A 22561-nucleotide genomic window follows, 5' to 3' on the forward strand; every position below is an offset into this window, starting at 1 on the left:
TGGCTATGGTGGTCAGCGAATGGGGGTGAGCCGCGTGGCGACGGCTGAGGACAGTCGTACGGGTGGACAGGAAGGGACTGACGATTCGCCGGGCTGGCTCGACCGGGTCCGCGCGACTCCGGCGGGCCGGCTGACGCTGCGGATCGTCATCGGGGTGATCGGCGCCGCCCTCGTGGTCACCGGCCTGATCATGGTGCCCTTCCCGGGCCCGGGCTGGCTGGTGGTCTTCGCCGGGCTCGCCGTGCTGGCCACGGAGTTCCCCTGGGCGTCCCGGCTGCTGGAGTTCGCCAAGGACAGGGTCAGGGCGGCGACCGACTGGCTGAAGCGGCAGAACTGGTTCGTCCGCATCGTCGCGAGCGCGCTCACCCTGCTCTGCGCGGGGGCCATCGTCTGGGTGTCGGTCCGGCTGACCCTCGGCGTCGACCTGATCCAGAAGGCCCGCGAGCTCCTGGGCTGACCGTCAGGCGCGGGCCAGCCTGCGGACCGCCAGTTCGCCGAGCAGCGTCGCGCCGTCGGACAGGATGGCGTCGTCGAACTCCGCCTCCGCCGAGTGGTTGGCCGGGGCCGTGGCGAGGTCCCGGCCGGGCGGGCACGCGCCGACCACGAGGAACGCCCCCGGCACCTGCTCCAGCACGTACGAGAAGTCCTCCGAGCCGGTCGCCGGGGTGGGCATCGGGAAGTAGCGGTCCTCGCCGAGGGCCTCCCGCACGGTCATGGCGGCGAACTCCGCCTCGGCGTCGTCGTTCACCGTCACGGGATAGCCGAGGCCGAACGCGCAGTCGACGGTGAGGCCGTGCGCCTCCCCGATGCCGCGGGCGAGCCGGACCAGGCCCTCCCTGATGCGGTCGCGCGAGCCGGACGAGAACGTGCGCACGGTGGCCTCGAAGACGGCCTCGTCCGGGATCACGTTGTCGGTGGTGCCGGCGTGGAAGCTGCCGACGGTCACCACCACCGGGTCGAACACGTCGTAGCCGCGGGTGACGTGGGTCTGCAGGGCCGTCACGATCTCGCAGGCCGCGGGGATCGGGTCGAGGGCGCGGTGCGGGGAGGACCCGTGGCCGCCCCTGCCGCGTACGGTCACGGTCAGCGTGTCGCAGGCCGCCAGCACGGGCCCGCCCCTGGTCAGGAACAGCCCACGCGGGATCGTCGTGGCGAAGACGTGCATGCCGTACGCGGCGACGGGCCTCGCCCCGGCCGCGTCGAGCACGCCTTCCTCGATCATCAGCCGGGCGCCCTCCTGGCCCTCCTCGCCGGGCTGGAACATCAGCACCACGTCTCCGGCGAGGTCGGCGCGCCGCTCGCTGAGCAGGCGGGCGGCTCCCACCAGCATGGCCGTGTGCAGGTCGTGGCCGCATGCGTGCATGCGGCCGTCGAAGCGCGACCGGTAGGGCACGTCGGTCTTCTCGTGCACCGGCAGCGCGTCCATGTCGGCGCGCAGCAGCACGGCGGGGCCCGGACGGCCGCCGCGCAGCACGGCGGTCACCGACGACAGGCGCTCGCCCGTGGTGATCTCCAGGGGCAGGCCGTCGAGCGCCGAGAGCACCTTCTCCTGCGTGCGGGGCAGGTCGAGGCCGATCTCCGGCTCCCGGTGCAGCGCGCGGCGAAGCTCGACGAGGTCATCCTGGAGGGTCATGGTCCACCTTGGCGCGAGGTCGGGGGGTTAGCGCGAGGTCGGGGAGGTCAGAGGTAGAGGCCGGTGCCGTGGTCGGTCTGCTGCGTCGCCACGGCGTGCAGGTCGCGCTCGCGTAGCACCAGATAGAGCTGGCCCTGGACCTCCACCTCGTATTGGTCCTCCGGGTTGAACAGCACCTTGTCGCCGGTCTTCACCGACCTGACGCTGGCGCCCGCGCCGCACACCTCGCCCCAGACGAGCCGGTTGGCCATCTTGACCGTGGCCGGGATGACGATGCCCGCGCTGCTGCGCCGTTCCTCAAGCTCCCGCTCAACCTTGACCATCACGCGGTCGTGAAGCATCTGGATCTCGAACTTCGGGTCAGCCACGCTCGCAGTGTACGCGGAGCGGCCCCGGGCACCGTCATCGGAGGTTCACCGGCGGCGGGGGCTCACCGGCGGCCCATGGCCAGGTCGTAGCCCGTTCCGGAGCGGCGGTAGACGCCGCCCTTGCCCCACTTCAGCACCTGGAACCGTACGTGGACGGTGTTGGAGGCGACGCCCGTCAGGTCGGCCATCATCTTCTCGGACAGGTCGACGATCGCCGGGATGTCGTGCTGGGCCACGGCCCACTCGGCCGGGCCGAAGTCCTCGACGACGCCGATCGCGCTCTTCCCCTTGTGAGTGATCCGCACCTTGGTGCCGAGGGGCCAGTAGGGGCTGGCGATGGTCTGGTAGCGCATCGGCCTGCCGGACGCGGTCTCGCCGTCCCAGAAGGACGTGGCGGTGGAGACGCCGGAGGGCAGCGAGGCGGCCTCCTTCATGTCCGCGTACGCCGTGCGGAGGGCCGCGTTGAAGGCCGCGCCCAGGGAGACCAGGTCTGTCGGGATCGGGCGGGCGCCGTCCGGGGAGGCGACGGGCGCCGTCCGGAGGAGGGGCGCGGAGGAGGGAGCCTGAGGGATCACCGAGGCGTTCGCGGCGGTGGCCGCGCCGGCGACGAGCGTGGTTCCGGCCACTGCCATGGTGATCACCTGACGGGCTCGCTTGTGCATGAGGTTCCTTTCGTCTCGGTCGCGGGGCGGCCCTCGGGGGAACAGGGCCTCCCGTCGTCGAGGAGTCCCGGCTGGCGGGCGGGCTCCGCACGCGCGCCCGGGCATGGCGGAGCAGCCCTCGGAGAGGAGGGGCGGAAGGCTCCGGAAGCGGGCCGCGCGTTCCCTGGGGTCGGGGATACGACGGTTGCGAGATGTACGGGATTTACAGGGGCAAAAGGTGATGTGAGGCACGAGTATATGGAAAGAGGGAGTAAAGCGGACAAATTGATCTAAATTGCAGGTAGATCGTTCTTGACTCGGCGGTCCTGAAACCGCTCTCATAGCAAGATCGGTCAAAGCGACGGCAAGGGGGCGGTATGGCTTTCGACGGCTTCGCATGGATCAACGAGCCCGCAGAGTGGTCGCAGACCGAGGAGGGCCTGCGGGCCGTCGCCGGCGCCGGAACCGACCTGTGGCAGAAGACGCACTACGGCTATTCGTACGACACGGCGCACATGTTCGGCCGCCAGGTGACGGGGGACGCCCGGCTGACCGTGACGTTCGACGCCGACTACGCGGAGCAGTACGACCAGGCCGGGGCCGTGCTGCGGATCGACGAGGAGAACTGGATCAAGGCGGGGGTCGAGTTCGTCGACGGCCGCCACCAGCTCAGCGTCGTCGTCACCCGAGGCTTCTCCGACTGGTCCGTCACGCCCGCGCCCGACGGCCTCGTCTCCGCGACGTTCGACTTCGAACGGGCCGGCGACGCCGTCACCGTCCGGTGCGGCGTGAACGGCGCGGAGCCGGAGCACATGCTGCGCCTGGCCTACTTCCCGCCGCAGGCGCCGGCCCTCGCCGGGGTCATGTGCGCCGCCCCGGCGGGCAAGGGCTTCGAGACCCGCTTCAGCCGCGTGTCGCTGACGTAGTGCGGCGCTACTGCGCCCGTCCCCGCGCCTCGAACCGGTCCTGGGCGTCGATCACGGCGTCCCCGTAACGCACGGCCCACATTCCCATCGCGCGCATGGGGGCGAGCAGCGCCGTGCCCGCCTCCCGCCCGCGCAGGCACGGATCTCCTGATGCCGGCGGCCTCACCCGGCCGCCCTCGATCGGGCTAGGCGCGGGGCGCGGCAGGCAGGACCAGTTCGGCGAAGATCGCCCGGTGGTCGGTCGCCGGCAGCCGGTGGACGCCGAACGCCCGGACCGCGACGCGCGGGTCCACCAGGACGTGGTCGATCGTGACGGGCGGCACCGGCAGGCCCCTGAAGTCCCACCGCCGGTACGGCCAGGTCCCGGCCAGGCCGTTGCCGGTGGCGTCGGCCGCGTCCCGGTAGCCCGCGTCGAGCAGGCGCCGGACACTGGCGTGGTCGAGCGTCGCGTTGAAGTCCCCGGACAGGATGCGTACGGGCCCGCCGGGGCCGGGCAGCGAGGCGAGCGACCTCGACCAGCATCTGAAGTGGGACGAGTAGCGCGGGGCGCACGGATGCACGGACACGACGGCGACGGGCCCGGCGCCGGGGACCTCCACGATGCCCGCCGCCTGCCGGCGGCCGTCGAAGGCCGTGACCTCCTCCGGCCGGAGCGGGAACCGGGTGAAGAGCCCGGAGCCGCCCGAGCCCGCCTGCGCCCGGTCGTCCGCGTACGGCAGGAGCGCGGTCAGGCCCGCCGCACGCAGGCCCGCCGAGGCCTCCGGGGTCAGTTCCTGCAGCGTCAGGACGTCGGGGCGCAGCCGCCGTACGAGGTCCACCAGCGCGGCGGGAGGGACGGAACCGTAGAGCAGGTTGGCCGACAGGACCCGGAGGGCCGGACCGGCCGCGCCGGCCGCCCGGACACCCGCGCCGGCCGAGCCGTGCGGGAACGGGTCGGGCAGGGCGCGGGGCAGCACGCAGGCCGCCAGCGTCGCGGTGACCGCCAGGCCCGCGACCAGGGCCGCCCGGCGCCGCACGAGCAGCGCGACCAGCGGCGCGACGACCGAGGCGACGGCGACGTACGGCGTGAACGCGACCAGTTGCACCCACCGGAAGTGGACGTCGCCGGGAGTCAGCCGCAGCAGGGCCCACACGGCGAACGGCGCGACCGCGAGCCACGCGAGCAGGCCGCGCCAGATCCCCGGGCGGCCCACCCAACCGGCTGTCAGTCTCGCCATCCTCGGAACTCCCTCGTGAAAGATCCAGCGTACGTCGCGTCTGCACGTGCATCCGGGGCTCCACGCCGATCGGGGGAGCCGTACCGTCTCATGCTCGCCGAATGGGGCCTCGCCGCCGACGCGCCGAGGGCGCAGCGCTTTGCGCGCCGAGGGTGCAGCGGTTTCAGCGCCGAGGGCGCGGCGCTGAGGGTGTGTGTCAGCAGTCGGCGGTGACGGAAGCGATCTCGTTGAGCGGGAACTCCAGGTAGTCCCCGGCCTCCTCGCACCACGCGTCGAGCACGCCTTTGCGCAGCTCGCCGTGGCTGACCGTGGCGGTGACCCCGTCGGCCAGCGTGATCAGCGCGCGGACGTCGCGGTCCACCACGAAGCCCAGCAGCGACTGCTGCGCCGCCGGAAGCCTGGTCGCCATGCGCCCGATGACGGCCCACGTCTGCCGCGGCGGCGCTGTGGCGGCCGGGCCTCCGCTGACCAGCAGCCGTCTGGCGTGCTCGCGCGGGTCCGGCGGGGGCTCCAGCAGGGGGCCGGGGGGTTCGAGTTCGGCGACCCGCCCGCCGGGCAGGAGGATCAGCCGCCCGCCCTGCGGCTCGCGCCGGATGGTGATCTCACCGGTGTCGTCCACCGGCACGGGGGCGTAGCCCGCCTCCCTGAGGGCGGCCAGCGTGGTCTCGGCGGGCGCCGCGCCGGCGAGCACGGTCGGCGCCAGCAGCCGCAGGCCCAGCTTGGCCAGTTTCCGGTGCGCGGCGATCTCGGCGAGCAGCGCGGGGTCGGAGCCCTGCACGATGCAGCCGACCGACGACACGGTGACCTCGCCGTGCCGCCGTGCCACGTCCCTGATCAGGTACGTCAGCGGCTGGGGGAGCGTCCCGGCCTCCGACAGGTCGGCGATGAGCGTGTCGGCCGTGTCCCCGCCGTCCAGGGCCCGGCGCACGCTCGCGGGGCTGAACCGCCACACCGACGCCGAGCCCTGCGACTCGCGGTCCGCGGCACGGTCGAGGAGCGCGGCGAGCTCGACCGACGGCGGCCCGGTCACCACGGCGGTCAGGTCGGCGCCGAACAGGGCGGTGCGCCGCGCGCTCGCCATGGCGTGCGTGGCGGCTTTCGCCAGCGCGGGGTCGTGCTCGACCTCGGGCACGCACTCGCGGCCCTCGTCCCCGGCCACACCCGCGAGCGGTGCGAGCGCCCGGCCGAGTCCGGTGAGCGCGTCGCAGGCCACGAGCCCGAGCAGGCGGGCCTCCTCGAGCACGGCCGCCGCGCAGCCGTCCAGCAGCTCCCGGTCGAGCAGCGGGGCGCGCCAGTGCATCCGCTGCACCAGCTCGGGCAGCGTGGCGAAGCCCCTGCCCTCGGGGATCTCGGCGAGCGCCGCGAACAGGGCCCACCGGATCCTGGCGATCGTCTCGCCGGCCGGGTCGTCGCCGAGCGCGGCGGGGTGGCGGCCCTCCACCCGGCGCAGCGACGAGCGCTCCATCCGCCACCACGCGGCCAGCAGGACCCGCAGGCGCATGGGCGCCTCCTCCAGCCGCCACGCGTCGTACCGGCCGGCCGGGGTCAGCCCGCCCGCCTCCTCGTCGATCGCGATCAGCCGGGCGACGGCGCAGATCTCCAGCAGCAGCCGCGTCTCGTCCTCGGCGCAGCCGGTCTCCCTGGCCAGGCGCTTGACCTCCCGCACCCCGACCCCGCCGTTCTTGAGCAGCGGCAGCGGCGTCTTGTCGACGTTCTCCAGCAGCGCCGTGGCCCGGTCGAGCACGTGCGGCGCGGCCAGGCACATCGCGTGCTCGACGGCGTCGGGGTCCGCCTCCGTCGTGGCCAGGTCCGGCGGGTACGGCGTGAACGGCCCGCGGTAGTCGGGGCCGCGCAGCGCCAGGGCGACCTCCCGGGGCATCTCCGCCAGGTCCCACTGGGTGCGGAAGAGCAGGCCGCGGTCGAGGGCCCACTTCTCCGGCGTCCCCGGAGTGATGAACCGGTTGCCGTTCACGCTGCGGACCGGGCCGTCCCAGGCGAAGTCGTCGAGCATGCCGAGCGTGCCGTCCGGGGCGTCGTCGAGAAGCGCCCCCAGGCGCTCGGAGTCGCCGAGCAGCGCGGTGATCCGCGCGATCACCTGGCGCCTGCCGCCGTGCGGGGGCAGGTCGAGCATCCGGCATACGCGGCGCAGCGCGTCGGTGCTGAGCTTCCAGGAGTCGAGGTACGCGCCGAGCGGCTCGCCCAGGCCGCAGGGCGCGGTCCACCAGCGGGCGACGGCCCCGGCCACGGTGATCCTGCCGTCGCGGCCGGGCCAGGCGACGGCGTGGTCGTACAGGTGGTCGAGCCAGGGGATCACCGCGGAGGTGCTCACCCCGAGGAAGCGGGCCAGTTCGTCCTCCGTCGGGCGGCCGCCGATGACCAGGCACGCCTGCAGGAGTTCGAGCGGGGGGAGGGGGAGGCCGCGCATGACCTCCATGACGGCGTAGGTGTCGGTCAGGCGCTGCGCGAGGGCGTCCAGGCGCCGGGGCCACGGCGCGGCGATCGCGTCCGGCCGGTTGGCCAGCACGCGGGCGAGCCTGTCTTCGTCAAGACTGGTCAGCCAGCCGATCAGGTGATCGTCCACTAATTCCTCCCGAGGGCGCCGGTGCCTTCAGGCGTCGCGGGAATCGGGACCGGGAGTGCCTCCAAGGCCCGAGCTTGCCCTAACCGGTAGTCATTGTGATCAGCTTCTTTCTGCGTCGCGTAGCCGTAGCCGTCCGCGCGTTGAAGTAGCCGGACCTGCTTGTGGTGGATACCGGTGGCCAACCCGGTCGCGGTTCTGATGTCGAAGCTGCCGCGAGCGCGGACCGCTACCCGCCCCGTGTACGTGCCGGCCTTCTTACCTGACAAGACGGTCGCCCGGACCAGGTCACCGGTCTGGAAGCCGTGGTGGAGCTTGACGCGGGGCATCCGGAGCCGGGGGAACCCGTATCTGTCGGTTCGGGTACGGGCGTAGGAACCGCGCCCGGTCGCAGTGGCGGTCAGCACACGGCCAGGCCAGCTGGTCACCTGCTCCAAACGGCCGACGTGTAGCGCATCCAACGTGTGGGACTTCGGCGCGCCCGTGCGGGACCGGTTCCACTTGGTGCGCCCGCCCGAACTGGGGTGCACCGGCAAGCCGGTCGCGTCCAGCGTCCGCCACAGCGCCCATCGGGTGGTGTTGACGGCTGCGGCGTCCCTCAACGGGGCCTTCGCCTGGGCGAGGACTTTGGCGAGGACCTTCGGCCGTTCGGCCAGGAACTCCTTCGCCGGGCGCGAGCCCTTAGCCTGGTTGCACGCCACGCACGACAGGGCCAGGTTGCTGACTCGATCCGAGCCGCCGCGCGAGCGCGGATGGACGTGGTCGATGTTCAGCGGAACGCCGGACGCGCCGCAGTAGGCGCACTTCCGGCCCCACTTGACCAGCAGGTACTCGCGGACCTCGTACCCGTGCAGGGTTCCCTGCTGATATTCCACGCCCTCCAGTGGGCCGTCCGCGCTCAATGCGTGCGTGTCGAACGCGACCTGCTCGACGTGGACGGCGCGGACGGGCGCCCACCGGGACAGCCGTACAACCCAGTTCATCGTGGTGTCCACCCGATGCCGCAGGGACGGCGCAAGCCACCCCTTCTGTCTGCGCCGGTTGCGCCAGCGGGGCGAGCGGTAGCGCAGATTGCGGGACCTTCGGCCTCGACGCAGCGCTGCCCGCGCTCTGAGCTTGTCGCGGATACGCCCGCCGCGATGGTCGAGCGGGATGCCGTACAAGCCGGTACGGCTTCCGTCGCGCTCGGTGAACATGGCGATGCCGGTGTGCTGGGAGCCGGGGTCGATGCCGACAGCGACACCTTGGGTCGTGGAGTCGGTGACCGTACGATCTTTCAGCCGGATGATGAACGGGGTGCGCCGCACCACTACCGCCCGCCCAGACGCCGGAAGCTTGCGGGCACGGGCGGGGTGGCACGGGTCCAACGGGCGGCCGTGCCTGTCCAAGACGAACACGACCGGGTGTGCGGTGCCCTTACGGGCTGCTCCCTCGGCGTCCGAAGACGCCTCGGGGTGACGCCGGAGCAGACGGGTGCCGTCCGATCCGATCTCCCCTCGCCCATGTTCCACGCCAGCGCCCGGCGATACCGGGAGTCCGTGAGTCGTTTCGTCCCCACCCTCGGGGTTGTCTGCTCCCACGGATTCCAGAGCGGCAGGCTGAGGAAGCACCTGCCGGTGGGTCTGCTCACTCACGTGAAACGTAGTCAATCGAATGCACCTCCTTCAGGTGATTGACTAGGGCTGGTCAACGCGGGGCTTCAAGGCACATTGCTGCACCTCAAGCCCTCTCCTTCAGGAGGGGGTCGCTGACCGTTGATCTCTCGCGAGCCCCAGGAAGGCGTCGTGGCGCGGATCACGGTCTCGGCCGGGTCCGTGCGCCGGTGAGGAGGGGACGGTCACAAAGTCCGGAATCACAATATCTCTCCGCCGACCGGTGGGAAGAGGGCATGCCGATCGGCCATTACGGCCCGATCTCAGGACATCATCGCGTGCCGCGCCCGGACTCAGGGGCGGTTCCGCGGAATCCGGGCCGCCGGCCGGAGGGCGCTCCCATGCATTCCGGGCTGCACGGGAGCGCTCTTCGGCCGGCGGACCATGACCGGCGACAGGGAGATCTGGCGATCGGGTTAGGTTTTCCGGCGCTCCTGACGGGAGAACCGTCATTCCCCGGCCGGGGCGGCGGAGGGCCCCGGCGAAACGCGTGGCCCCGCCGTCCGGCCGCCGGCCCCTGTTCGGGCCGCGCTGCTTCAGGCCGCCAGTACGGCCCACACCGCCTTGCCCTGCGGGACGAGCGGGCACCATCCCCAGCACACGCTCAGCGACTCCACGATGTGCAGCCCGAGGCCGCCCGGCTCGAAGGGCGTGGGATCCCGCAGCACCGGCGCGGACGACCCGGGGTCGGTGATCGCGCAGGTCACGTGCGCGCCCCGCCGGATCAGCGACAGCCGCATGGCCTCCCGCGCGCGGCTGTCGGCGAGCGTCATGCCGTGCCGCAGGGCGTTGGTGACCAGTTCCGAGACGACCAGTTCCATCCCGTCGAGCAGGTCCGCCAACTGCCAGCCCGAGAGCGTCCCGAGGGCGAAGCTGCGCGCCGAGTGGACCGACTCCGCGCGGGGCGGCAGGACGAAGGTGGCGCTGGCGGTGGCCGACCCGGGTTCGAGGAGATCGCGAGCGGGCTCCGGCCACCAGCCGATAGGCGGCCACCAGTCGAGCGCCGACCACTGGTTCTGGCCACGAGTCAGGTTCGTGGACTGCACGGGATCATGATGAGGGACACTCCCGTGCATGTGCAAGAGCGAATGCACGTGCAAGCGCGTTGTGCAAGCGCTACGGTTACCCCCGAACACCACTGGGACGAAGGGGGCGATCTTTGACAGACTGTGAACCAGTCCACAAAGCGGAGGAATAGCACGTGTCCATAGATCCGCCCGGATCCGGTTCCACCGTTCGACGCATCATGCTCGGCGCGAGCCTTCGCCGGCTGCGTGAGCAGCGGGGCCTGACCCGCGAGGTCGCCGGATTCCACATCCGTGCCTCGGAGTCGAAGATCAGCCGGATGGAGCTCGGCCGGGTCGGGTTCAAGACACGTGACGTCGAAGACCTCCTCACGCTGTACGGCGTCCACGACGACGCCGAGCGGCGTGGCCTGCTGGAGATGGTCCGCGAGGCGAACACGCCCGGGTGGTGGCACAAGTTCGGCGAGGTGCTGCCGAACTGGTTCGTCACCTACGTCGGCCTGGAGGAGGCGGCCAGCGTGATCCGCACCTACGAGGTGCAGTTCGTGCCCGGCCTGCTGCAGACGGCGGCGTACGCCCGCTCGGTGATCCGGCTCGGTCATCCGGACGCCCCGGACGACGAGCTCGAACAGCGCGTCCATCTGCGACTGCAGCGGCAGGAAAGACTCACGCGCAAGGACGGCCCCCGGTTGTGGGCCGTCATCGACGAGGCCGCGCTCAGGCGGCCCATCGGAGGGAGTGCGACGATGCGGGAGCAGCTCCAGCACCTGCTGGAGGTGTCCACGCTGCCCAACATCACCCTTCAGGTGATGCCCCTTCGCTACGGGATGCACGCGGCCGAGGGAGGCGCGTTCACCATCCTCCGCTTCCCGGAGTCCGACCTTTCGGACGTGGTCTACGTCGAGCAGCTCTGGGGTGCGCTCTACCTGGACAAACGTGAGGACATCGATCCCTACCTCACGGCCATGGAGCAGCTGTGCGTGGAGAGCACCACGCCCGGCGGCACTGCCGAGATCCTCGGCGAACTTCTCAGAGAGACATGAATGCAGACATATAACGGGATGCCCGCAACCGACATCGCCGGGGTCACCTGGCGGAAGAGCGCCCACAGCAACTCGACCGGCAACTGCGTGGAGCTGGCCGAGCTTCCCGACGGCAGCGTGGCCGTCCGGAACTCCCGCTATCCCGACGGGCCGGCGCTCATCTACACACGCGACGAGATCCGGGCCCTGGTGCTCGGGGTCAAGGACGGCGAGTTCGATGGCCTCCTGGTGTGACCCGTCTTCTGGTGTGACCCCGTGTTCACCCGCTTCTCACGGGCGTAACAGCGCGACGCGGGAGGCGTAACACGGATCCGGCACAGTGAGTCCCAGGAAAGCTCACAAGGGGGACCCGTGCTGGACCAGATGACTCTTTACCCGGTGGCCGACGACGTGCTGTTCGCACCCGGAGGCCGCGTGGTGATCCGCACCTACGGCGTCGCCGTACCGGCCGACCCGGCGGACGGGCGGCCCAGGTCGGTGGCGTACCGGACGTGGGTCACCGGGGTACGGGAGCAGCCCAGGTACTGGCGGTGGGGGCACTTCGAGGACGCCCGGCGCGGCCACCGCAAGGTCCTGGAATGGCTGACCGGCCGAGGCCCGCAACCCCAGCCGGTCGCCCACGCGTGATCGTTCACACGGGCGCGTTCCAGCGGAGCAGGACGGGCTCGTCGCCGTGCTCGTAACCCAGGACGGAGTACGTCCCGGTGTCGAGGCGGAAGTGCCTCCCGTGGTCGGCGGGCAGCGAAAGCCAGCGGGCCGTCAGCACGCGCAGGATGTGCGCGTGCGCGACCACCAGGACGTCGCCGTCCGAAGAGCGGATCCGGGCGAGGACCTTGTCCGCCCGCTCCCCGACGTGCTCGACGGTCTCACCCGGGTGCGTCTCGTCTCCGGGGACGACGCCGTCCCGCCAGACGTACCAGCCGGGGCGTGACCTGCGGATGTCGGGGGTGGAGACGCCCTCGTAGCCGCCGTAGTCCCACTCCCACAGGTTCGGGTCCACCTCGTACGGCCCGGCGCCGGCCAGTTCGGCCGTACGGCGGGCCCGCTGCGCGGGACTGACGAGGACCAGCGCGAACGACCGGTCCGCCACCAGGCGGGACAGGGCGCGCGCCTCCTCCTCGCCGTGCGGTGTCAGCGGCAGGTCGGTGCGGCCCGTGTGCCGCCCGGCCCTGCTCCATTCGGTCTCGCCGTGCCTCAGCAGGATGACGTTCATAGACGGTCCATCTTGCCCGTACGGCCGATTTCACGCGCGGCGGCCCCCTTGACCGGACGCCCGTGGACTCCAGTAAGGTCCCGGCGGAAAGGGGGCGCCATGGAGCCGGTGCGGGTGGGACTCGTCGGTGCGGGACCGTGGGCGGAGATGGTCCACGCCCCCGCCCTCGCGGCCGGGCCGCACACGACGCTGTCCGGAGTCTGGGCGCGCAGGCCGGAGGCGGCGCAGGCGCTGGCAGGCGTCCACGGCGCGCCCTCCTTCGAGCGGCTGGAGGACCTGTTCGAGGCGTCGGAGGCGGTCGCCTTCTGCGTGCCGCCCGCCGTACAGGCCGAGCTGGGCGTGCTCGCGGCCCGGGCGGGCAGGCCGCTGCTGCTGGAGAAGCCGCTCGCGGCCGGCCTCGACGGCGCCCGGCGCCTGGCCGGGGCGATCGAGGAGGCGGGGGTCGCCTCCCAGATGCTCTTCACGTTCCGCTACTCGGCGGCCACGACCGACTTCCTCGACCGGGTCCGGCGGATCGAGCCCTTCGGCGGGCACGCCGCCAACATCTCCGGAAGCCTGCGCGGCGGCCCCTTCGCCACCCCCTGGCGGCTTGAGCGCGGGGCGGTGCTCGACGTGGGCCCGCACATGATCGACCTGCTCGACGCCGCGCTCGGCCGGGTGGTCGCCGTCAGGGCCCACGGCGACCCGCTCGGCTGGGTCGGCCTGCTGCTGGAGCACGAGGGCGGCGCGGTCAGCGAGGCGTCGCTGTGCATGGCCGCCGAGGGCGAGACCCCGCCCAGCCGGATCGACGTGTACGGACGGCTCGGCAGCGCCACGCTGCTCGGCTCCGAACTCGGCGACGTCTTCCCCGAGGTGGTCAGGCAGTTCGCGGGCACGGTGCGCGACGGCGGCGGGCATCCGCTCGACGCCCGCCACGGCCTGCGCCTGCAGGAGGTCATCGACGACGTGGAGCGGCAGCTGCGGGCCGGCTGACCAGGGCCAGGCCCGCGACCAGGGCGGCCGACGCGATCAGCGGCGCCGGGCCGGGTGCGAAGCCGCTGATCGTGAGGGCGAGCAGCGCGCCGCCGACGAGCGGGGCGGCCGCCACCACGTGCCGGTGGGCGGCGGCGCCCGCGGGCTCCTCGAACCGGCCGAGCAGCGCGGTGAGCGCGACCAGGACCAGCGCCAGGGCGGCCAGCCACAGCGGGACGGCGCTCCACCAGGCCGCCGAGCCGGCGTGCGGGGTCGCCAGCCCGAAGCCGACGGTCGCCACACCGGCGACGGCGACGAGCGCGGTCATGTGCCACAGGTAGACGGTCATCATGCGCGGCGCGAGCGCGGTGAGCACCGCCTCGGCCCGGGGCCGGGCGGCCAGCGCGTTCAGGGCGGGGCGCAGCAGCATCGCCAGGCCGAGCTGGCCCGCGAACAGCGCGAGCAGGCAGGCGCTCGGCGGTGCCATGTTCGAGATCATCCCGGGCATCCCGATCATGCTCGCGGGGTAGGGCCCGGTGGCCACGAGGGCCGCCACCATTCCGAACCCGGCCACCGCGAGCCAGGCGGCGCGGCGCCCCCTCAGCCATTCCAGGCCGCCCTCGGCGTACCGGAACCCGACCTGGTGGACGGCCAGCCAGACGAACGCGACGTTGAGGTAGCCGGCGGCCTCCAGACCGGAGAACCGGACCACGTCCATCAGCACCGCGCCGCCCGCCAGCACCGGCAGGGCCACCCCGGCCCGCACCCGCAGCAGGTGCGGCGTGGCCACCACGGCCAGCAGGTAGACCGCCAGGAACCAGAGCAACTGGCCGACCGTCCGCGCGGCCACCTCCACCGGCTGCGCGGGCACTCCGAGGGCCACCAGGAGGTGGGGGAGCGGCAGCCAGACGACCGCGAGCGGCACCACCGGCCAGGCCAGGCGGCGCACCCGCCGCGCCGTCCATTCGCGGGCCGTGCCGCCCCGGCGGACGGCGGACTGGAAGCTGATCGCGTTGGCCGCGCCGCCGGCGAAGAAGACCAGCGGCATGACCTGCGAGATCCAGGTGACGTACGGAATCGCCGCCAGGGCGTTGCCCGTGGTCAGCCGCCCCTGGGCGTACGACAGGACCGGCATGGTCCAGTGCTGGACGACCACGAGGACCATCCCGAAGACGCGCAGGACGTCGATGAAGCGGTCCCGTGGCGCGGGCGAGGCCGGCGCCCTCTGGGGAGCGGGAGGAAGCATGGTCAGGGACACGGGGGCCGCCTTCGCTGTGTCGGCCGCCGGGGGGGTGGTGGACCCGCGGGCGGCGGGGGTGTCGGTGTCTCGGTGAGCTCGGTGTCTCGGCGAGCTCGGGGTCCCGGTGGGTCTCGGGGTCCGTGGGCTCGGGGTCCCGGTGGGTCTCGGGGTCCGTGGGTCTCGGGGTCCTGGTGGGTCTCGGAGTTTCGGTGGGTCTCGGAGTCTCGGATCCGGGAGCGGTTCAAGCGTCTCGCCTCGGCCCCGCCCGGCGCAGCGACGCGGTCCCTACTTCCGATCATGCGCGGTCCCCTACCGCCGGGGTGGGGCCTGCCCTACCATCCCCGCGTACGCCGAGGCAGGCGGCCCGGCCGACGCGCGTCGCACACACCGCGGTGCGGTGCGGTGCCGGGCGCGGACGGGCCGGGGGTGGACGCCGTGTGAGGGATTGGTACCGTTGCGTCCGACGCGCGCCGCGTAGCGAAGTCCGGTGAGAATCCGGCGCTGTCCCGCAACTGTGGTTCCCCGCCCCGGGGACGAGCCAGGTCGCCTGCGCTGTGCGCCGACGCCATCGACCCTCGTGGAAAAGGGTGATCCGTCGCTTCCAGCGGGTCCCTCGATTCCCGGCATTCCCCCTGATGGAGGACCTCGTGAGGCCCGTACGCACGGCCGTCGCGGGTGTGGTGCTGGGCGTGCTCGCTCTGGCCGGCTGCGGCCAGACCGACGGCGCCGCCACGTCCGCGACCCCCACATCCACCGCCTCGGACGGCGCCGGGCAGGGTGCGTTCCCCGTCACGGTCCAGGCGGGCAACGGCGCGGTGACCATCGCCAAGAGGCCCGAGCACATCGTGTCGCTGTCCCCGACGGCCACCGAGATCCTGTTCGCGATCGGCGCGGGCGGCCAGGTGGCGGCGGTGGACGACCAGTCGAACTACCCGCCGGAGGCGCCCAAGACGTCGCTGTCGGGGTTCAAACCCAACGTCGAGGCGATCGTCGCCGCGAAGCCCGACCTCGTCGTGCTCGCCAACGACCTGGAGGGCGTGGTCGCCGGGCTCGGCAAGGTCGGCGTGCCGGTGCTGCTGGAACCCGCCGCGACCAAGCTGGACGACACCTACGACCAGATCAGGGACCTCGGCGCCGCCACCGGCAACGCGGCCAAGGCCGAGGAGGTGGCGAGCGGCGTCAAGCAGAAGATCGACGCCCTCGCGGCGGCGGCGCCGAAGGGCAAGGACCTGACGTACTACCACGAGCTGGACACCACGCCCTACGCGGCGACGTCGAGCACGTTCATCGGGCAGGTCTACAGCCTGTTCGGGCTGAAGAACATCGCCGACGAGGCGCCCGACGCGGCGGGCGGCTACCCCAAGCTGTCGGCGGAGTTCGTGGCCAAGGCCGACCCCGACCTGATCTTCCTCGGCGACACCAAGTGCTGCGGCCAGAACGCCGCCGCGCTGGCCAAGCGACCGGGCTGGTCCGGCCTGTCCGCCGTGAAGAAGGGCCGCGTGGTGGAGCTGGACGACGACGTCGCCTCCCGCTGGGGGCCTCGGGTCGCCGACCTCGCCCAGGCCGTCAGCGACGCCGTGCAGAAGGCGGCGAGCTGAGCCGGTGGTGACACGGACACCCGTGGTGGCGCGGTGAGTGGTGGCGTGCTGAGTGGTGGCGTGCTGAGTGGTGGCGTGCTGAGTGGTGGCGCGGTGAGGCCGGTGGTGGCGTGATGACGCCGGTCCGGCCGCGCGGCCGGGCGCTGCTCGTCGCGTCCGCCGTGCTGGCGGCCAGTCTCGTCCTCGGCCTGATGGCGGGCGCGGCGGGCATCTCGCCCCGCGCCATCGTGCTGGCGCTGCTCGACCGCCTGCCGCTGGTGTCCGTGCACTCGGGGCTCACCCCGGTCGAGGAGGGGCTGCTGTTCCAGCTCCGGGTGCCGCGGGTGCTGCTCGCCGCCGTCGTGGGCGGGCTGCTCGCCACGGCCGGGGCGGGCTACCAGGGCGTGTTCCGCAACCCGCTGGCCGATCCGTACCTGCTCGGGGCGGCGGCCGGGGCCGGCCTCACGGTGACGCTCGTCGTGGTCTTCGTGGGCGGCGACGCCGGGGTGAGCGCGGTGCCGATCGCCGCCTTCGCCGGGGCCGTCGGCGGGGTGTTCCTCGCGTACGCGCTGGGCCACACGGCGGGCCGGGGCGGCGGCACCGCCACGCTCGTGCTCGCCGGGGTCGCGGTCACCTCGTTCCTCACCGCCATCCAGACCTTCGTGCAGCAGCTCAAGGTGGAGGAACTGCAGCGGATCTACTCCTGGATCCTCGGCGACGTCGGCGGCGGCTGGGACCAGCTCCGCATGATCGCGCCGTACGCCGTGGTGTCGACCGTCGTCATGCTGCTGCACGGGCGGCTGCTCGACGTGCTGTCGGTGGGCGACGAGGAGGCGGTCAGTCTCGGCCTGCGCGCGGCGCGGGTGCGCTTCGTCGTGCTGCTGGCCGCTTCGCTCGCCACCGCGTCGGCGGTGGCCGTCAGCGGTCTGATCGCGTTCGTCGGGATCGTGGTGCCGCACGTGGTCCGGCGGCTCGCCGGCTGGTCCTACCGGATCGTGCTGCCGCTGTCGTTGCTCGGCGGCGCGGCGTTCCTCGTGCTGGCGGACACGCTCGCGCGTACGGTGCTCGCGCCGGCCGAACTGCCGATCGGGGTGGTCACGGCGTTCGTCGGGGCGCCGTTCTTCGTCACCGTCCTGCGCCTGACCCGGCGGGTGGAGACGTGAGCGGGCGGGCCGTGCCGGCGATCGAGGCGCGTGGCGTGGGCGTGACGCTGGGCGGGCGGCGGGTGCTCACGGACGTCACGCTGACGGCCGCGCCCGGCCGGTGGCTGGCGGTCATCGGGCCGAACGGCGCGGGCAAGTCCACGCTCCTGCGGGCCGTCGCCGGGCTGGTCCCGAGGGAGGGCGAGGTGCTCGTCGATGGGACGGCCGTGGACGACCTGCGCCCGCGCAGGCGGGCCCGGCTGATCGCCTACGCCCCGCAGAGCCCGGCGCTGCCGCCCGACATGACGGTCTACGACTACGCGTTGCTGGGCCGCACGCCGTACATCCCCTATCTCGGCAGCGAGAGCGCGCGGGATCGCGAGGTGACGCGGTCGGTGCTGGAACGGCTCGACCTGGACGGCTTCGCGTCCCGGCCGCTCGGGCATCTTTCCGGGGGCGAGCGGCAGCGGGTCGTGCTCGCCAGGGCGCTGGTGCAGCAGGCGCCGGTGCTGCTGCTGGACGAGCCGACCACGGCGCTCGACCTGGGCCACCAGCAGCAGGTGCTCGAACTCGTCGACCGGCTGCGCCTGGCCGACGACCTCACCGTCGTGACGACGCTGCACGACCTCAGCCTCGCCGCGCAGTACGCCGACGCGCTCGTGCTGCTCGCCGCCGGGCGCGCGGTCGCGGCCGGGCCGCCCGCGCGGGTGCTGGCGGAGCCGCTGCTGACCGAGCACTTCGGCGCCAGCGTACGGGTGGAGCCGGGCCCGGAGGGGCGCCCGGTCGTCCACCTGGTCCGCCCGTCGATCTCCTCGATGGTGGAGGAGGCATGACGGGCGTCCCGCGGCCGTCCCTGACATACCGGGTGGAGGACGGCCTGCGGCTGGGCACGCTGCTGTGGCGGTTCGGCCCCGGCTGGCGGATGATCTCCTCGGCCATGCTGGGCGGCGGCATCGGGCACCGCGAGTGGGTGCTGAACGCGCAGGTGGCCGCCGGTTACTCGCGCATGGACCCGGTCGAGCACATGGCCGCGCTCGGTCCCGGCGGCCCCGGGGTCGGCATGATGACGGCGGCACTGGTGGAGCGGTACGCCGTGGCGGCCGACGGGGGAGCGGAGGCCGTCGCCACGGTCGGCCTGGGCGTGCCGACCTGGGCGGCCGCGCCCGAGGGCGTGCCCGACCCCGGCCTGCCGTCCGCCCCCGAGCCTGAGCGGAAGACCCTGGGCCAGGCCGTCCTGGACGCCGAGCAGGAGAACCCAGGCGACGCCGCCCCGGAGATCGCGGGAAAGGCGGTCGGCGTGGCCGTCGCCGAGACGGCGCGGGAGGCCGTCGGCGTGGGCGAGACAGAGGCGTACGCGCCGCCTCGATCGGCCCCGCGCCCGGGAACGATCAACATCCTGGTCGCCGTGCCGGTCGCGTTCTGCGACCCGGCGCTGGTGAACGCCGTCATGACGGTGACCGAGGCGAAGACGCAGGCGCTGCTGGAGGCGGGCTTCCCCTGCACCGGGACCGCGTCGGACGCCGTCTGCGTCGCCGTACGGGAGGAGGGCCCGGCGGAGGCGTTCGGCGGGCCGCGCTCCGTCTGGGGCGCGCGGATCGCGCGTGCGGTCCACCGGGCCGTCCTCGACGGCGCGCGGGACTGGCTGGACGGTGCGGCGCGGGATGGGCGGGCTAGGACGTGAAGGTGATCGTGTTCACCATGTGGTCGATGTTCGATCGGTCGCACCTGCCGGTCGGGCAGAAGAACGTGATCAGGACGGTCGTGCCGGAGTCGCCCTGGCGGACGACGTAGGCGAGGAAGTCGAGGCGTCCGGCCTGCTGGGGGTCGCTGAGCACGCCCTCGATCCGGAACCCCGGCCTGGCCCCGACCGTCGTGGGCACCGGGGCGCCGTAGTAGGTGGTGACGCCGGGAAGCGCGGGGCTCAGGCTCTCCTGCAGCTCCAACGGCGAGTCCGAGGTGCTCAGAGTGTTGCTGACCTGGGCGAACACGCCCGTGGCCCGGTCCGGCCGGCCATTGATGATGGGGTTCACCTTCGACCAGTCGGTGTTGCCCGGCACCGCGAACAGCGCGTTGAACTCGTCCACCGCCGGGGAGGCGATCATCCACTGGTCGGCGTTGGTCCTGGCCTCGCCCCAGGCCGAGGGGTAGGCCATGGTGAACGGCGCCGCGGTGCTGCCTGTATAGGTGTTCCACGTCGCGGCGGTGTCCCCGCCCCTGGTGAGCAGCAGCGCGGCGGCGACGGCGATGGACACCAGGACCGCCAGGCCGCCGATCAGCGGCCCGAGCGGCAGCCCCCGCCGACGGCCTGGCGAGGCCGCCGACGCGACCGTGGCCTGTGCGTGCGGCGCCCCGGGAGGGTACGAGCCGTGCCCCTGCACTGGGCCCTGTGCCCGGCCCGCGGCCCCGGCGTCCGGCGGGTGGCTCACGGGCGGGTGGGACGCCGCGGGCACCGAGTGCGGCGGCACCGAGCCCGAGGGATGGGAGACGGGCGGCCTGGTGCCGGGAGGGAACGAGGAGGGCGTGACCGGCGGATAGGACCCCTGCGGGAGGGATCCGGCGGACGCCGGATACGCGGGGGACGACGAGGACACCGGAGGGACCGGGGGATAGGACGGGGAGACCGGTGCCGGGTCGCCCGCCCCGCCGCTGATCGCGTCGCGCAGCGCGGACACGAACGCCTGGCACGTCGCGAACCGCTCGGCCGGCGACTTGGCCAGCGCCTGCCTGATCACGGCGTTCACCGCGTGCGGCAGGTCCGGCCGGTACGGCGTGAGCGGCGGCGGGTCGTGGGAGACGTGGGCGTAGAGCAGCGCGAGTTCGGTGTCCCGCTGGAACGGCGGCTGCCCGGCGAGCGCCTCGTACACAACGCAGGCGAACGCGTACAGGTCGCTGCGGCCGTCGACCGGCAGGCCTCGGATCTGCTCGGGGGCGACGTAGCGCGGGGTGCCCATGAAGTGACCGTGGCTGGTCAGCCCGGCCTCGGCCGCGGAGCTCTTGGTCAGCCCGAAGTCGGTCAGATAGACGTGGTCGGACCGGGTGACCAGGATGTTGGCCGGTTTCACGTCGCGGTGCACCAGGCCGTGGGCGTGCGCGGCGTCCAGCGCGGAGGCGATCTGCGCGAACAGCGGGTTGGCCCGCCCGACCGGCAGCGCGCCCTCCGACTGCACGAGCTTGCGCAGGTCGCTGCCCTCGACGTAGCGCATGGCGATGAACAGCAGGTCGTCGCGCTCGCCGGCCTCGTACACCGGGATGATGTTGGGGTGGTCGATGCTCGCCACCATCCGGGACTCCCGCACGAACCGGTCGCGGAAGCGGTCGTCGTGCGCGAGCTGCGGGGCGAGCACCTTCAGCGCCACGGCCCGCCCGAGCCGCTGGTCGCGCGCCCGGTAGACCGTCGCCATGCCGCCCCGCCCGACGACCGCCTCGACCGTGTAGTCGCCGAGCCGCCGCCCGACGAGCGGCGGCATCACGGGCCCCTCGGTCATGCGGTGTCCCCCTTGAACGTTCTGTTGATCACGAATCGACCGGGTTCCCGCAGAAGCCGCAGAAACGGTGTCCCTGGCCCAGCCGCATGCCGCACTGCGTGCAGAACTTCACCTGCGCCTGCCCGCGCGGCGGCGACGGGTTCGGCGGGTACGAATGCCCGCGCGGAGGTGAGGGGTCGCCCGGATGCGCGTGCCCGTGCGGCGGTGACAGGTCCGCGGGGTACGCCTGCCCGCCGGGCGGGGACGGATCCGCCGGCCCAGGGTTCGACGGCCCAGGGTTCGACGGTGCAGGGTTCGACGGCACTGGAGTCGCCGCCACCGGGGCCGGCCCCATGACCTCCGGAGACCGGGCTGCCTCGGCCCCGAACACCCTCGTCACGGCGTACGGCGGCCAGGAGTTCTCCGCGGGCGGGTAGGACCCGGCCTCGCTCATCCCGGGGCCCATTCCGGGGCCCATTCCGGGGTCCGTCCGGCCGCCGTCGCGGTGGCTGTCGCCGTCCTGTGGCCCGGCGGCGCTCCTGCGGCGCAGCAGCACGACACCCCCGGCCAGCAGGGCGAGGACCACGACGCCGCCGGCCACCCACACGTACGGCGGCACCGGCGACTTCGGCTGCTCCACGGGAACCGGACGCGCCGCCGGCTTGGCGCCCGCGTCCTCCGCCGTGCCCGCCTTGGACTGGGCGGCCCGCAGATGATCGGCCGCCACCGCGTGGTCGGGCCGCAGGTTGAGCACCTGCTGCAGCGCCGGTATCGCGCCGCTGTAGAGCTTGTTGTGGTAGGAGGCGAGCGCGTTCTCGTACACCACGTCGACCGGGCCGCGGCGGGGGGTGACCCCGGCGGCGACCAGCGCGCTGCGGATCTCGTCGGCGGGGGTGATGGTCACCGGCTCGTCACCGCCTCCGGAGACGAACCCGACCACCTCGCTCTTGCCGTCGTCGATGAGGGCCGCGCCGGGCGCGCCGTCGTCCAGCAGCTTGGCGACCTTGTCGCGCTCCTTGAAGGTCCGGCTGCCCGGCGGGGTGAGGTGCGCGGTGTCGAGCTTGGGGGGCAGCTTCGCCGACGGCCTGCCCGTAAGCGTCATCACGTCCAGCGACTCGACCGCGGCGCCGAGCGCCGTGCCCAGCGGGACCGTGGGCAGCGACTGCTTCTCGCCGCCCTTCGTGACCTTCAGCACGGCCGGTGCCGCCGGGGACGTGCCGGTGGTCAGGATCTGCGCGGGCAGGCCCCCGGCCGGCGGCGGGTCGAGGTTGGGGTAGACGCTGACGTTCGTCTTGACGTCGGCGATGCAGGTCGAGTCGGTCTGCTGCGGCGGGTAGCACGCCTGGAGCCGCCGGTCGAGGTCGGGGTCGTCCAGCGAGTGCCGTTTGAAGTCGGCCGGGATCTTCACCTTGAAGTACTCGGCGAACACCCGGTTGGCCGCGTACACCCTGGGGTCGTCGGCGGCCTGCACGACCTGGGTCGCGGTGACGACCACGCCGTCGGGCGTGACCGTGAAGCCGCTGCCCTTCGCCAGGTCGACGTCGTAGTCCCGGGCCATCTGTTTGATCACGCCGCGGTCGTCCAGCAGCGTGATGTGGACGTGTGAGGAGGACTCCACGCGTACGGCGCCGGGGGTGACCCGGTCGGTGGAACCGCTGGGATGCGGGTGGAGCATGGGCGCCGCGAGCGCGGCGAGCGCGCCCAGCCCCGCGATAAGGGAGTGCAGGCGGGGCATCTGCTTCTCCTAGGCCTGTTCGGATCGGTTCAAGCGTCTCAGCGCGGACAGTGTTGGACAAGGTGAGTTTCGTGACCGACACCCACTTGATACAGGGCGATGATCGTGCGGTCGCTTGACGATGACTTGCAGGCCGATTGCGGGACGTCTGCTCCC

22 protein-coding genes and 1 riboswitch are annotated in these 22561 nt (G+C 73.0%); of the genes, 10 read left to right on the forward strand and 12 right to left on the reverse strand.

Annotated features, from left to right (window positions below):
• The first annotated feature begins 34 nt into the window (after positions 1-34).
• Positions 35-457, forward strand: coding sequence for a TIGR02611 family protein (locus ABZ857_RS11775; protein WP_357041442.1), 423 nt, complete (start codon positions 35-37; stop codon positions 455-457).
• 3 nt (positions 458-460) lie between these two features.
• On the opposite strand, the gene ABZ857_RS11780 is transcribed toward ABZ857_RS11775, so the two are convergent.
• The 3 genes from ABZ857_RS11780 to ABZ857_RS11790 all read right to left on the reverse strand — a co-directional run bounded on the left by ABZ857_RS11780 (position 461) and on the right by ABZ857_RS11790 (position 2663).
• Positions 461-1633 carry a M20 family metallopeptidase gene (locus ABZ857_RS11780; protein ID WP_357041445.1) on the reverse strand — a complete coding sequence of 391 codons (1173 nt, stop codon included), beginning with the start codon at positions 1631-1633 and terminating at the stop codon, positions 461-463.
• 47 nt (positions 1634-1680) lie between these two features.
• On the reverse strand, positions 1681-2001 hold the full coding sequence (locus tag ABZ857_RS11785; RefSeq protein WP_357041447.1) for a co-chaperone GroES: 321 nt from the start codon (positions 1999-2001) through the stop codon (positions 1681-1683).
• A 62-nt stretch (positions 2002-2063) separates the two neighbouring features.
• Positions 2064-2663 carry a hypothetical protein gene (locus tag ABZ857_RS11790; RefSeq protein WP_357041450.1) on the reverse strand — a complete coding sequence of 200 codons (600 nt, stop codon included), beginning with the start codon at positions 2661-2663 and terminating at the stop codon, positions 2064-2066.
• A 356-nt stretch (positions 2664-3019) separates the two neighbouring features.
• Here ABZ857_RS11790 and ABZ857_RS11795 point away from each other — a divergent pair, with 356 nt between their 5' ends.
• A complete protein-coding gene (locus tag ABZ857_RS11795) occupies positions 3020-3568 on the forward strand; it encodes a DUF1349 domain-containing protein (protein WP_357041453.1) in 549 nt (182 codons plus the stop codon).
• Between the two features lie 7 nt (positions 3569-3575).
• On the opposite strand, the gene ABZ857_RS11800 is transcribed toward ABZ857_RS11795, so the two are convergent.
• The 5 genes from ABZ857_RS11800 to ABZ857_RS11820 form a co-directional block, all read right to left on the reverse strand.
• Entirely contained in the window at positions 3576-3734 is a 159-nt protein-coding gene (locus ABZ857_RS11800; protein ID WP_357041456.1) for a hypothetical protein, read from the reverse strand.
• A gap of 19 nt (positions 3735-3753) precedes the next feature.
• Positions 3754-4785 (reverse strand): endonuclease/exonuclease/phosphatase family protein, encoded by a 1032-nt coding sequence (locus tag ABZ857_RS11805; protein WP_357041459.1) that lies wholly within the window; start codon positions 4783-4785, stop codon positions 3754-3756.
• Between the two features lie 196 nt (positions 4786-4981).
• Positions 4982-7366 carry a helicase-associated domain-containing protein gene (locus ABZ857_RS11810; protein ID WP_357041460.1) on the reverse strand — a complete coding sequence of 795 codons (2385 nt, stop codon included), beginning with the start codon at positions 7364-7366 and terminating at the stop codon, positions 4982-4984.
• Positions 7366-8760, reverse strand: coding sequence for an RNA-guided endonuclease IscB (gene iscB / locus ABZ857_RS11815; protein WP_357041463.1), 1395 nt, complete (start codon positions 8758-8760; stop codon positions 7366-7368). Before iscB ends, ABZ857_RS11810 begins: the two co-directional genes overlap by 1 nt.
• 791 nt (positions 8761-9551) lie before the next feature.
• Positions 9552-10061, reverse strand: coding sequence for an ATP-binding protein (locus ABZ857_RS11820; protein WP_357041466.1), 510 nt, complete (start codon positions 10059-10061; stop codon positions 9552-9554).
• 200 nt (positions 10062-10261) lie between these two features.
• On the opposite strand from ABZ857_RS11820, the gene ABZ857_RS11825 reads away from it, so the two are divergent.
• From ABZ857_RS11825 to ABZ857_RS11835, 3 genes are all read left to right on the forward strand, one after another.
• A complete protein-coding gene (locus ABZ857_RS11825) occupies positions 10262-11083 on the forward strand; it encodes a helix-turn-helix transcriptional regulator (protein WP_357041873.1) in 822 nt (273 codons plus the stop codon).
• Positions 11084-11317 carry a DUF397 domain-containing protein gene (locus tag ABZ857_RS11830; RefSeq protein ID WP_346225832.1) on the forward strand — a complete coding sequence of 78 codons (234 nt, stop codon included), beginning with the start codon at positions 11084-11086 and terminating at the stop codon, positions 11315-11317.
• A gap of 117 nt (positions 11318-11434) precedes the next feature.
• Positions 11435-11710: a hypothetical protein gene (locus ABZ857_RS11835; protein WP_357041470.1), complete on the forward strand. Its 276-nt coding sequence runs from the start codon at positions 11435-11437 to the stop codon at positions 11708-11710.
• Positions 11711-11714: 4 nt separating this feature from the next.
• Here the strand turns inward: ABZ857_RS11835 and ABZ857_RS11840 are convergent, their stop codons facing one another.
• A complete protein-coding gene (locus ABZ857_RS11840; protein WP_357041473.1) occupies positions 11715-12296 on the reverse strand; it encodes a histidine phosphatase family protein in 582 nt (193 codons plus the stop codon).
• A 99-nt stretch (positions 12297-12395) separates the two neighbouring features.
• On the opposite strand from ABZ857_RS11840, the gene ABZ857_RS11845 reads away from it, so the two are divergent.
• Positions 12396-13268 (forward strand): Gfo/Idh/MocA family oxidoreductase, encoded by an 873-nt coding sequence (locus ABZ857_RS11845; RefSeq protein ID WP_357041476.1) that lies wholly within the window; start codon positions 12396-12398, stop codon positions 13266-13268.
• On the opposite strand, the gene ABZ857_RS11850 is transcribed toward ABZ857_RS11845, so the two are convergent.
• The gene (locus ABZ857_RS11850) at positions 13231-14505 is read right to left on the reverse strand and encodes an acyltransferase (RefSeq protein WP_357041478.1); all 1275 of its coding nucleotides are present in this window, start codon (positions 14503-14505) and stop codon (positions 13231-13233) included. The genes ABZ857_RS11845 and ABZ857_RS11850 overlap by 38 nt on opposite strands.
• Positions 14506-14921: 416 nt before the next feature.
• A riboswitch (cobalamin riboswitch) is annotated at positions 14922-15057 on the forward strand.
• A 77-nt stretch (positions 15058-15134) separates the two neighbouring features.
• Between ABZ857_RS11850 and ABZ857_RS11855 the strand changes: the two genes are divergently transcribed.
• The 4 genes from ABZ857_RS11855 (at position 15135) to ABZ857_RS11870 (ending at position 18887) form a co-directional block, all read left to right on the forward strand.
• Positions 15135-16085, forward strand: coding sequence for an ABC transporter substrate-binding protein (locus ABZ857_RS11855; protein WP_357041481.1), 951 nt, complete (start codon positions 15135-15137; stop codon positions 16083-16085).
• A 113-nt stretch (positions 16086-16198) separates the two neighbouring features.
• The gene (locus ABZ857_RS11860) at positions 16199-17227 is read left to right on the forward strand and encodes an iron ABC transporter permease (RefSeq protein ID WP_357041483.1); all 1029 of its coding nucleotides are present in this window, start codon (positions 16199-16201) and stop codon (positions 17225-17227) included.
• Positions 17224-18039, forward strand: coding sequence for an ABC transporter ATP-binding protein (locus ABZ857_RS11865; RefSeq protein WP_357041486.1), 816 nt, complete (start codon positions 17224-17226; stop codon positions 18037-18039). The genes ABZ857_RS11860 and ABZ857_RS11865 overlap by 4 nt, the downstream gene beginning before the upstream one ends.
• A complete protein-coding gene (locus tag ABZ857_RS11870) occupies positions 18036-18887 on the forward strand; it encodes an adenosylcobinamide amidohydrolase (protein ID WP_357041489.1) in 852 nt (283 codons plus the stop codon). The genes ABZ857_RS11865 and ABZ857_RS11870 overlap by 4 nt, the downstream gene beginning before the upstream one ends.
• Here ABZ857_RS11870 and ABZ857_RS11875 read toward each other — a convergent pair.
• Both ABZ857_RS11875 and ABZ857_RS11880 read right to left on the reverse strand, forming a co-directional pair.
• On the reverse strand, positions 18877-20691 hold the full coding sequence (locus ABZ857_RS11875) for a protein kinase (protein WP_357041492.1): 1815 nt from the start codon (positions 20689-20691) through the stop codon (positions 18877-18879). The genes ABZ857_RS11870 and ABZ857_RS11875 overlap by 11 nt on opposite strands.
• Before the next feature lie 28 nt (positions 20692-20719).
• On the reverse strand, positions 20720-22405 hold the full coding sequence (locus tag ABZ857_RS11880; RefSeq protein ID WP_357041495.1) for a hypothetical protein: 1686 nt from the start codon (positions 22403-22405) through the stop codon (positions 20720-20722).
• Positions 22406-22561 lie beyond the last annotated feature (156 nt).

Source organism: Microbispora sp. NPDC046933 (genome assembly GCF_040644635.1).
Taxonomy (GTDB): Bacteria; Actinomycetota; Actinomycetes; order Streptosporangiales; family Streptosporangiaceae; genus Microbispora.

Excerpts from the sequence above, each read along its gene's own strand:
- ABZ857_RS11840 (WP_357041473.1), bottom strand. The coding sequence starts at position 12,296 with ATGAACGTCATCCTGCTGAGGCACGGCGAGACCGAATGGAGCAGGGCC.
- ABZ857_RS11880 (WP_357041495.1), bottom strand. The coding sequence starts at position 22,405 with ATGCCCCGCCTGCACTCCCTTATCGCGGGGCTGGGCGCGCTCGCCGCG.
- ABZ857_RS11875 (WP_357041492.1), bottom strand. The coding sequence starts at position 20,691 with ATGACCGAGGGGCCCGTGATGCCGCCGCTCGTCGGGCGGCGGCTCGGC.
- ABZ857_RS11825 (WP_357041873.1), top strand. The coding sequence starts at position 10,262 with ATGCTCGGCGCGAGCCTTCGCCGGCTGCGTGAGCAGCGGGGCCTGACC.
- ABZ857_RS11795 (WP_357041453.1), top strand. The coding sequence starts at position 3,020 with ATGGCTTTCGACGGCTTCGCATGGATCAACGAGCCCGCAGAGTGGTCG.
- ABZ857_RS11830 (WP_346225832.1), top strand. The coding sequence starts at position 11,084 with ATGCAGACATATAACGGGATGCCCGCAACCGACATCGCCGGGGTCACC.
- ABZ857_RS11870 (WP_357041489.1), top strand. The coding sequence starts at position 18,036 with ATGACGGGCGTCCCGCGGCCGTCCCTGACATACCGGGTGGAGGACGGC.
- ABZ857_RS11805 (WP_357041459.1), bottom strand. The coding sequence starts at position 4,785 with ATGGCGAGACTGACAGCCGGTTGGGTGGGCCGCCCGGGGATCTGGCGC.
- ABZ857_RS11860 (WP_357041483.1), top strand. The coding sequence starts at position 16,199 with ATGACGCCGGTCCGGCCGCGCGGCCGGGCGCTGCTCGTCGCGTCCGCC.
- ABZ857_RS11780 (WP_357041445.1), bottom strand. The coding sequence starts at position 1,633 with ATGACCCTCCAGGATGACCTCGTCGAGCTTCGCCGCGCGCTGCACCGG.
- ABZ857_RS11845 (WP_357041476.1), top strand. The coding sequence starts at position 12,396 with ATGGAGCCGGTGCGGGTGGGACTCGTCGGTGCGGGACCGTGGGCGGAG.
- ABZ857_RS11790 (WP_357041450.1), bottom strand. The coding sequence starts at position 2,663 with ATGCACAAGCGAGCCCGTCAGGTGATCACCATGGCAGTGGCCGGAACC.